The sequence below is a fragment of the Stenotrophomonas sp. YJH_SMC_65 genome, from assembly GCF_059369475.1.
This window is the reverse complement of sequence record NZ_JCAFSR010000010.1, coordinates 125,885-134,815: the sequence shown is the minus strand read 5'-3', so window position 1 is coordinate 134,815 and position 8,931 is coordinate 125,885. Positions and strand designations below refer to the sequence as shown.

Here is an 8,931-nt window from a genome sequence, read left to right as displayed (position 1 = left end):
CATCACCCTGGCCGCCGGCGAGATCGCCTCCGGCAACAGCGACCTGTCGCGCCGCACCGAGCAGCAGGCCGCCAACCTGGAAGAAACCGCCGCCTCGATGGAGGAACTGACCTCCACCGTGCGCCAGAACGCCGAGCACGCACGCCAGGCCAACCAGCTCGCCATCGGCGCGCACGGTGTCGCATCGCAGGGCGGTGACGTGGTCGGCCAGGTGGTCACCACCATGTCGGCCATCGAAGCCTCGTCGAAGAAGATCGCCGAGATCATCTCGGTCATCGACGGCATTGCCTTCCAGACCAACATCCTGGCACTGAATGCCGCAGTGGAAGCCGCGCGTGCCGGCGAACAGGGCCGCGGCTTCGCCGTGGTCGCCAGCGAAGTGCGCACCCTCGCCCAGCGCTCGGCCGCCGCCGCCAAGGAGATCAAGGGCCTGATCGACGACTCGGTCGGCAAGGTCAACGACGGCTCGGCGCTGGTGCACAAGGCCGGCGCGACCATGGGCGAGATCGTCGCCTCGGTGCAGCGCGTGACTGACATCATGGCCGAGATCTCTGCGGCCTCGCAGGAACAGTCGGCGGGCATCGAGCAGGTCAACCAGACCGTGGTGCAGATGGACGAAACCACCCAGCAGAATGCTGCGTTGGTGGAAGAAGCCACTGCTGCGGCTCGCGCAATGGAGGACCAGGCCGGCCAGCTGGCTGACGCCGTGGCGATCTTCCGCCTCGACAACCAGGTGTCCGCCGCAGTGAAGGCCGTGGCCGCGCGCGCGGAGCCGGCCCGTATCACCACCGTGGCACGCCCGCAGCCGACCAGCACGCCCGCTCCGGTCCGCCGCAGCAGCAACGCCAGCACCTTCGCCGCCAGCGACAGCGACTGGCAGGAATTCTGAGACCCACCCGCGGCGGCTGCGGCCGCCGCCTCTGCCGATGGACACGTCCCCCGTGCAAAGTCCTACCCCCATCGTCACCGGCCCGCGCGAATTCGAGTTCGCCGACCGCGATTTCCGCCGCGTCTGCGACCTGATCTACCAGCGCGTGGGCATCGCCCTCGCGCCGGCAAAGCGCGACATGGTCTATGGCCGCCTGTCGCGCCGCCTGCGCACGCTGGGCATGCGCAGCTTCCAGCAGTACCTGGACCATCTGGAGCAGGAAGATGGTGACGAATGGCAGGCGTTCACCAACGCGCTGACCACCAACCTGACCTCGTTCTTCCGCGAACCGCATCACTTCGACAAGCTGCGCGAGGAACTCCAGCAGCGCTCCAGCCGCGCCCCACTGCTGCTGTGGTCGTGCGCGGCGTCCACCGGCGAAGAGCCCTACTCGATGGCGATCACCGCCTGCGAGGCCTTCGGCACGTTGAAGCCGCCGGTACGCATCATTGCCACCGACGTCGATACCCAGGTGCTGGCCACCGCCGGCCGCGGCGTCTACAACATCGATCGCGTCGCCAGCCTCGATCCGGACCTGCGCCGCCGCTACTTCCAGCGCGGCAGCGGCCCCAACGAGGGCCAGTGCCGCGTGCTGCCGGCGCTGCGCGAACTGATCGAGTTCCGCCCATTGAACCTGCTCGCCCCGCGCTACGACGTCGGCGGCCCGTTCGACGCGCTGTTCTGCCGCAACGTGATGATCTACTTCGACAAGCCGACCCAGCGCGCCATCCTCGGTCGCCTGGTCCAGCACCTGGCCGATGACGGCCTGCTCTACACCGGCCATTCGGAGAACTACCTGCACGCCGCCGACCTGATCCAGCCCTGCGGCCGCACCCTGTACCGCCGTGCGGCAAAGGCCGGCGCATGAATGCCTCGCTGCGTACCGACGATGTGATGCGCTACCAGGATGCGCGCTTCCAGACCATCGCCGCCAAGCTGCTGCCGACCCAGTACCTGGTGGTCGATGACACCACTGCGCTGACCACCACGCTGGGCTCCTGCGTGGCGGCCTGCCTGCGCGACCCGGTGCTGAAGATCGGCGGCATGAACCACTTCCTGCTGCCGGAGGGCAACGCCGGTGACGGCGCACCCGCACGCTACGGCAGCTATGCGATGGAACTGCTGATCAACGACATGCTCAAGCGGGGCGCCCACCGCAAGCGCATCGAAGCCAAGGTGTTCGGCGGCGCCAACGTGCTCAAGGGCTTCACCAGCAATCCAGTGGGCACCCGCAACGCCGAGTTCGTGCGCCAGTACCTGCAGGCCGAGCACATCCCGATCATCGCCGAGGACCTGTGCGGCATCCATCCGCGCAAGATCTGGTTCTTCGCCGACACCGGCCGCGTGGTGGTGCAGCGCCTGCCGCATGCGCATGAGGCCGAAGTGGCCGCCACCGAATCGGCGGTGCGTGCGCGCCTGTCCAAGGCGCCGGTCACCGGTGGCGTGGAGCTGTTCGAATGACCTTTACCGGCAACGCCCCCTGCCGGGTGCTGATCGTCGACGACTCTGCCGTCGTGCGCCAGATGCTCACCGAGATCCTGTCCAGCGATCCCGCCATCGACGTGGTCGGCACCGCCGCCGACCCGCTGCTGGCCCGTGAAAAGATCAAGCGACTGGCCCCGGACGTGATCACCCTGGACGTGGAAATGCCGCGCATGGACGGGCTGGCGTTCCTGGAAAACCTGATGCGCCTGCACCCGTTGCCGGTGGTGATGATCTCCTCGCTCACCGAGCGCGGCGCCGACACCACCCTGCAGGCACTGGCGCTGGGCGCCGTGGATTTTGTGTCCAAGCCGAAGTTGGACGTGGCCCGCGGCCTGCAGGGCTACGCCGACGAGATCATCGCCAAGGTCAAGATGGCGGCGCGCTCGCGGGTACGTCCGCTGGTGCGCGCTGCCGCGCCGAAGCTCATGCTGGACGCCGCGCCCGCGATACGCCCGGCCGCGCCGCAGTTCCGCACCACCGACCGGCTGATCGCGATCGGTTCCTCGGCGGGCGGCACCGAAGCGCTGCGCGTGGTGCTGGAAGGCATGCCTGCCGACGCGCCCGCCGTGGTGATGACCCAGCATTTGCCGGCCAGCTTCAGCAGTGCCTTCGCCGAACGCCTGGACCGGCACTCGGCGATGGCCGTGCGCGAGGCCAGCGATGGCGAAGCGGTGCTGCCTGGCCATGCCTACCTGCCACCCGGCGGCAAGCACCTGCGGATCATCCGCGACGGTGCGCGCTGGCGCTGCCGCGTCGACGATGGCCCGGCAGTGAACCGCCACAAGCCGGCAGTGGACGTGCTGTTCCGTTCGGTCGCGCAGAACGCCGGTGGCAACGCCATCGGCGCCATCCTCACCGGCATGGGCGATGACGGTGCACGCGGCCTGCTGGAAATGCGCCAGGCCGGCGCGCCGACGCTGGTGCAGGACGAAGCCACCAGCGTGGTCTGGGGCATGCCGGGTGCCGCGTTCAAGCTGGGCGCGGCCGAGGAACAGGTGCCGCTGGAGCGGATCGCCGAGCGATTGCTCGCCCTCGCCCGCGGCTGACAGGTCCCTGTAGAGCCGAGCCCATGCTCGGCTGCTTTTCAGGCCCGCACCGGCAAGCCGCGCGTAGGCTCGGCTCTATTGAACTCCAGCGTTGCGCCGCGAGCGTCACATGCAACCCGTTCGACACGCCCGTAACATCACCACAGCTTGAACGACACCGGCACGCGGATCTCTCCGGGCACCGGCACACCGCCTTCGCTCGCCGGCAGGTACTGCCACTTGCGAGTCGCCGCCTGCGCGGCCTCGTCCAGCTCCGGCCAGCCAGTGCTCTGCAGTACGGTGGCACTGACCTACTGCCCGTCGGCAGCCACCTGCACCATCAGGATCGCTTCGCCCTCTTTCTCATCGCGAAAGGCCTGTGATGGATAGCGCGGCGGGTTGTTGTGCTTGGTCTCCATCACGATTGATGCCGGCACGTGCGCGGGGGCGAACGTTCTCGACAACCGCTTGCTGCGTCTCCTGCTGCGCCATGGCGCTGTGGGCCATCATCACCGTGGCCAGCACCACCGCACTGCCAACGCAGCGCCAGCAGCGGGAGCGGCTCCCTCTCAATCGATCCTGCGACACCCGTGTACTCCAAGAAACGAAGCGGCAAGTCTAGCCCGGTGCATAACGAAGAGCCCCCGGCTTTCACCGGGGGTTCTTCGTTTACATCATCAACCGATCAGCAGGATCAGGCAGCGACCGTCTTGGCCGCGTCCTGGTATTCCTCGATCTGGTCGAAGTCCATGTAGCGGTAGGTCTCCGCGCCGCTGGCGGCGATCACGCCCACATCGGCCATGTACTCTTCCTTGGTCGGGATGCGGCCCAGACAGCTCGGGAAGTCGCCCGGCGAAGCCCGAAACCCCAGTGGAAAACGTGCATTCATGAGCACCATGGCTCATGGAAGATCTCCACTTTCACTGCTGTATCAGCCTTTCCCGCTTGACGGCCCTCTTCCGCTCCCTGAGCAGCATAACCACACCGGGATAGACGTACTCCTTGATCGATCTGAGGTCACGGGTACAACCGGGAAAGTGATAAGCGATGGCGTCCGCCTTCAGGCCCGACATTTCCTGTTCAAGCCAACCTTCGATGATGCTGGTTACATCCCCTACCCGATCGGCAATACCCGGTGCAATATAAGGAACAACAAACGTGCATGCCAAACGGTGATCACCTTCGTCAAGCAGCAGGTGGCCTGCGTCCTTCCACGCTGCAGCCATCGCGCGGCGCATATGCACACGGCAATCGACCGCCTCTCGACCAATGGGCTGCCACGCTTGCTTGGCCTCTATCGCAAACTGGTTCCTGCCATTTGTCAAAAGCAGATCGACTCTGCCCGGACTGATTGAACCACTCTCCACCCGGCCATGTGGCGCGCTGTCCTCCATCAAGTTGGCGCGGACACGTGCCCGCTTACTACTGCTGAACTCCTCAATGGCCATCCAACGGCCGGAACTCACCCTCCACGCAGCGCCCGCAAGGCTGCTCAACGTCGCACGTTCGTTGTACCACCAGAGCGCATCGTTCGAGTTGCGCCGGCTATACGTGGTAAGAATTTCCATCCATGACTCGACGACTGGCTTCAGCTTGGTAGCTGACCTTCCCGCTCCATGGAATCCAGCCAAACCACTTATGTCCTTCATTGTCCGCTTCCCTGTTCCGGTGATGCATCTCAGTTCAACGGGACATGATCGCCAATCGCCTTGAAAAAATCGAGAAGAGCACAGCTATCCGGGGCAGTTATCCGGAACCTTTGTATCGACGAGTTGACGACAAAGCGCAGGAAATACCGCGCCAGGCTTCAATCAAGGAGGTATCGGCGATGAACCTACCCTTGGTCGTAATGCGATGTAGGAACGTCCTGTCAGCCATTTGAATCGCGCCAGGCTTCAGCGACTCCAATCAGTCATGGTCCGACTATCAGCTGGACGTGGATGCAGGCTCGCCAGAACGGTCCCGTCAAGCTTGATCAGCTCCAAGGTCTGATCTGTCTTCAACGTCTCAAACAGACCATCCGCTTGATGATGAATCGATAGAAATCCCTGTTCGAACAGCGTCGTTCCTGTGTCTGGGTCAAGAAAATTAACCGTAACATCACCGGCACTGTTTCGGTCACGCACGAAAACCAAGCCCTTCGAAACACTCACGTAGCCGTAGCGGGGTGCCAGCCTCCACCGCCCCGACTCATCCAGCAGACCCCAGCGACCCCGCAGTGAGAGGGCATAGACCCTTGTTCCATCCGCCAAAAACTCCGGTGAGGGATCATGCGGCGTGAAATCAGCCACCGCATTACCGCGCAGATCGAGTATGTGATACCCGGGGTCATATCCCAGTCGTTCGAATGCCGCGACCAGATTCGGACCCAATGTTTGTATCCGACGGTAGCGAGGAGGAATCAGCCAAGCACCCGTAGGATCTATTACACCCCATCCTCCATCGGCTTGGGCCAACAGCAGTTGGTCATCCAGTCCTGCCGCGGTTTGAAAAGGCGCAAGTCGGTAGTACAGGGAAGACGAGATGCTGCCGTCTTCCAGCATCATGAAACGCACCCCCGCTTCGCCGGGCCTTTGATACTCGACGATCCTGCGGTTCAACGGATGCAGGCCTGCAGCGCGTTGCAGGGAGCGCAGCGCCCCATCCAGACCTACAACGTATTCATCATCTTCCGAACTGAAAATTACATAGCCTACTCGTTCAGCGAACTTATCTGTTTTCATACAGTGGCCTGCAGGCGTGGGAAACATCCTGCCCGCGCGCGTTACAATTTCTCCGAAAGTGCCCTGTCCACAAAAAACCCCCGGCTTTCACCGGGGGTTCTTCATTTCAACGAGATGCCGGCCAGCGGCCGGCACTACCGCATCAGGCAGCGACCGTGCTGGCCACGTCCTGGTATTCCTCGATCTGGTCGAAGTTCATGTAGCGGTAGATCTCCGCGCCATTGGCGTTGATCACGCCGATGTCCGCCATGTACTCCTCCTTGGTCGGGATGCGGCCCAGGCGCGAGCAGATCGCCGCCAGTTCCGCCGAACCCAGGTACACGTTGGTGTTGCGGCCCAAGCGGTTCGGGAAGTTGCGGGTCGAGGTCGACATCGCGGTGGAGCCTTCGCGGATCTGCGCCTGGTTGCCCATGCACAGCGAGCAGCCCGGCATTTCCATGCGCGCGCCGGTAGCGCCGAAGGTGCCGTACACGCCTTCCTTGGTCAGCTCCGAAGCATCCATCTTGGTCGGCGGGGCCACCCACAGGCGGGTCGGCAGGTCACGCTTGCCTTCCAGCAGCTTCGCAGCGGCGCGGAAGTGACCGATGTTGGTCATGCACGAACCGATGAACACTTCGTCGATCTTGGCACCGGCCACTTCGGACAGGGTCTTCACGTCGTCCGGGTCGTTCGGGCAGGCCACGATCGGCTCGTGGATGTCGGCCAGGTCGATCTCGATGACGGCGGCGTATTCGGCGTCGGCATCCGGCTCCAGCAGCTGCGGGTTGGCCAGCCAAGCTTCCATCTTCTCGATGCGACGCTGCAGCGAACGCGGGTCCTGGTAACCCTCGGCAATCATCCACTTCAGCAGCGTGATGTTGCTGGTCAGGTACTCGATGATCGGTTCCTTGTTCAGGCGCACCGAGCAACCGGCCGCCGAACGCTCGGCCGAGGCATCGGACAGCTCGAACGCCTGTTCGACCTTCAGCTCCGGCAGGCCTTCGATTTCCAGGATGCGACCGGAGAAGATGTTCTTCTTGCCCGCCTTGGCCACGGTCAGCAGGCCCGACTTGATCGCGTACAGCGGGATCGCGTTGACCAGGTCACGCAGGGTCACGCCCGGCTGCATCTTGCCCTTGAAGCGCACCAGCACCGACTCCGGCATGTCCAGCGGCATCACGCCGGTGGCCGCGGCGAAGGCGACCAGGCCCGAACCGGCCGGGAACGAAATACCCACCGGGAAACGGGTGTGCGAGTCACCACCGGTGCCGACGGTGTCCGGCAGCAGCATGCGGTTGAGCCAGCTGTGGATCACGCCGTCGCCCGGGCGCAGCGAAACGCCGCCACGGGTGGAGATGAACTCCGGCAGGGTGTGGTGGGTCTTCACGTCCACCGGCTTCGGGTACGCAGCGGTATGGCAGAACGACTGCATCACCAGGTCGGCCGAGAAGCCCAGGCAGGCCAGGTCCTTCAGCTCGTCGCGGGTCATCGGGCCGGTGGTGTCCTGCGAGCCCACCGAGGTCATCTTCGGTTCGCAGTAGGTGCCCGGGCGCATGCCCTGGCCTTCCGGCAGGCCACAGGCGCGGCCGACCATCTTCTGCGCCAGCGAGAAGCCCTTGCCGGTGTCGACCGGCTGCACCGGCAGGCGGAACAGATCGGTCGGGGCCAGGCCCAGCGCTTCGCGCGCCTTGCCGGTCAGGCCACGGCCGATGATCAGCGGAATGCGGCCACCGGCACGCACTTCGTCGAACAGCACGTCGGACTTGACCTGGAACTCGGCGATCACTTCACCGTTCTTCAGCGCCTTGCCTTCATACGGACGCAGCTCGACCACATCGCCGTGTTCCATCTTCGACACGTCCAGCTCGATCGGCAGCGCGCCGGCATCTTCCATGGTGTTGTAGAAGATCGGGGCGATCTTCGAACCCAGGCAGACGCCACCGGCGCGCTTGTTCGGGATGAACGGAATGTCATCGCCGGTCCACCACAGCACGCTGTTGGTGGCCGACTTGCGCGAGGAACCGGTGCCGACCACGTCGCCGACGTAGGCGACCAGATGGCCCTTGTCCTTCAGGTCAAGGATCTGCTGGATCGGGCCGCGCTTGCCGTCTTCTTCCGGGGTGAACGGCGCGTCGTCGCGCTTGTTCTTCAGCATCGCCAGGGCGTGCATCGGAATGTCCGGGCGGGTGGTCGCGTCCGGTGCCGGCGACAGGTCGTCGGTGTTGGTCTCGCCCGGCACCTTGAACACGGTGACGGTCAGGCTCTGCGGCACTTCCGGATTGCTGGTGAACCACTCGGCATCGGCCCAGCTCTGCAGCACGGCCTGGGCGTTGGCGTTGCCGGCCTTGGCCTTTTCCTGCACGTCATGGAACGCATCGAACACCAGCAGGGTCTTCTTCAGGCCGTTGGCGGCGATGGTGCCGACGCTGGCGTCGTCCAGCAGCTGCACCAGCGGGGCCACGTTGTAACCGCCGAGCATGGTGCCCAGCAGTTCGGTGGCGCGCTCGCGGCTGATCAGCGGGTTCTGCTCGCTGCCCAGGGCGATCGCCGCCAGGTAAGAGGCCTTGACCTTGGCCGCGTCATCGACACCGGCCGGCACGCGATGGGTCAGCAGGTCGAGCAGGAACTCGGCCTCGCCCTGCGGCGGGTTCTTCAGCAGTTCGATGACATCGGCCGTCTGCTGCGCGCTCAGCGGCAGCGGCGGGATGCCAAGCGCAGCGCGCTCGGCGACGTGGTGGCGGTAGGCTTCCAACATGACAACTCCCGGGTAATGCGTAGGTTGAAATAACAA

General features: G+C 64.7%; 9 protein-coding genes. 4 read left to right on the top strand and 5 right to left on the bottom strand.

Annotated elements, in window-relative coordinates:
* The 4 genes from AC5P7A_RS17985 to AC5P7A_RS17970 form a co-directional block, all read left to right on the top strand.
* Positions 1 to 889, top strand: an 889-nt coding sequence (locus tag AC5P7A_RS17985) for a methyl-accepting chemotaxis protein (RefSeq protein ID WP_495220420.1), incomplete at its 5' end; no start/stop codon positions are given.
* Positions 890 to 926: 37 nt separating this feature from the next.
* On the top strand, positions 927 to 1,796 hold the full coding sequence (locus AC5P7A_RS17980; RefSeq protein ID WP_049407415.1) for a CheR family methyltransferase: 870 nt from the start codon (positions 927 to 929) through the stop codon (positions 1,794 to 1,796).
* Entirely contained in the window at positions 1,793 to 2,389 is a 597-nt protein-coding gene (gene cheD, locus AC5P7A_RS17975; RefSeq protein WP_014037083.1) for a chemoreceptor glutamine deamidase CheD, read from the top strand. The genes AC5P7A_RS17980 and cheD overlap by 4 nt, the downstream gene beginning before the upstream one ends.
* Positions 2,386 to 3,459: a protein-glutamate methylesterase/protein-glutamine glutaminase gene (locus tag AC5P7A_RS17970; RefSeq protein ID WP_014647016.1), complete on the top strand. Its 1,074-nt coding sequence runs from the start codon at positions 2,386 to 2,388 to the stop codon at positions 3,457 to 3,459. The genes cheD and AC5P7A_RS17970 overlap by 4 nt, the downstream gene beginning before the upstream one ends.
* Before the next feature lie 137 nt (positions 3,460 to 3,596).
* Here the strand turns inward: AC5P7A_RS17970 and AC5P7A_RS17965 are convergent, their stop codons facing one another.
* From AC5P7A_RS17965 to acnB, 5 genes are all read right to left on the bottom strand, one after another.
* Positions 3,597 to 3,710 (bottom strand): TonB family protein, encoded by a 114-nt coding sequence (locus AC5P7A_RS17965; protein ID WP_232017610.1) that lies wholly within the window; start codon positions 3,708 to 3,710, stop codon positions 3,597 to 3,599.
* 422 nt (positions 3,711 to 4,132) lie between these two features.
* Positions 4,133 to 4,327: a hypothetical protein gene (locus AC5P7A_RS17960; RefSeq protein ID WP_126412087.1), complete on the bottom strand. Its 195-nt coding sequence runs from the start codon at positions 4,325 to 4,327 to the stop codon at positions 4,133 to 4,135.
* A gap of 31 nt (positions 4,328 to 4,358) precedes the next feature.
* Positions 4,359 to 5,087, bottom strand: a complete 729-nt coding sequence (locus tag AC5P7A_RS17955) for a hypothetical protein (RefSeq protein ID WP_197575079.1) — start codon at positions 5,085 to 5,087, stop codon at positions 4,359 to 4,361.
* A gap of 246 nt (positions 5,088 to 5,333) precedes the next feature.
* The gene (locus tag AC5P7A_RS17950) at positions 5,334 to 6,161 is read right to left on the bottom strand and encodes a WG repeat-containing protein (RefSeq protein WP_262087535.1); all 828 of its coding nucleotides are present in this window, start codon (positions 6,159 to 6,161) and stop codon (positions 5,334 to 5,336) included.
* A gap of 142 nt (positions 6,162 to 6,303) precedes the next feature.
* Positions 6,304 to 8,895 carry a bifunctional aconitate hydratase 2/2-methylisocitrate dehydratase gene (acnB, locus tag AC5P7A_RS17945; protein ID WP_495220419.1) on the bottom strand — a complete coding sequence of 864 codons (2,592 nt, stop codon included), beginning with the start codon at positions 8,893 to 8,895 and terminating at the stop codon, positions 6,304 to 6,306.
* Positions 8,896 to 8,931 lie beyond the last annotated feature (36 nt).

Coding starts and splice junctions, on each gene's coding strand:
- AC5P7A_RS17980 (WP_049407415.1), top strand. CDS start 927: ATGGACACGTCCCCCGTGCAAAGTCCTACCCCCATCGTCACCGGCCCG.
- cheD (WP_014037083.1), top strand. CDS start 1,793: ATGAATGCCTCGCTGCGTACCGACGATGTGATGCGCTACCAGGATGCG.
- AC5P7A_RS17970 (WP_014647016.1), top strand. CDS start 2,386: ATGACCTTTACCGGCAACGCCCCCTGCCGGGTGCTGATCGTCGACGAC.
- AC5P7A_RS17960 (WP_126412087.1), bottom strand. CDS start 4,327: ATGAATGCACGTTTTCCACTGGGGTTTCGGGCTTCGCCGGGCGACTTC.
- AC5P7A_RS17955 (WP_197575079.1), bottom strand. CDS start 5,087: ATGAAGGACATAAGTGGTTTGGCTGGATTCCATGGAGCGGGAAGGTCA.
- AC5P7A_RS17950 (WP_262087535.1), bottom strand. CDS start 6,161: ATGAAAACAGATAAGTTCGCTGAACGAGTAGGCTATGTAATTTTCAGT.
- acnB (WP_495220419.1), bottom strand. CDS start 8,895: ATGTTGGAAGCCTACCGCCACCACGTCGCCGAGCGCGCTGCGCTTGGC.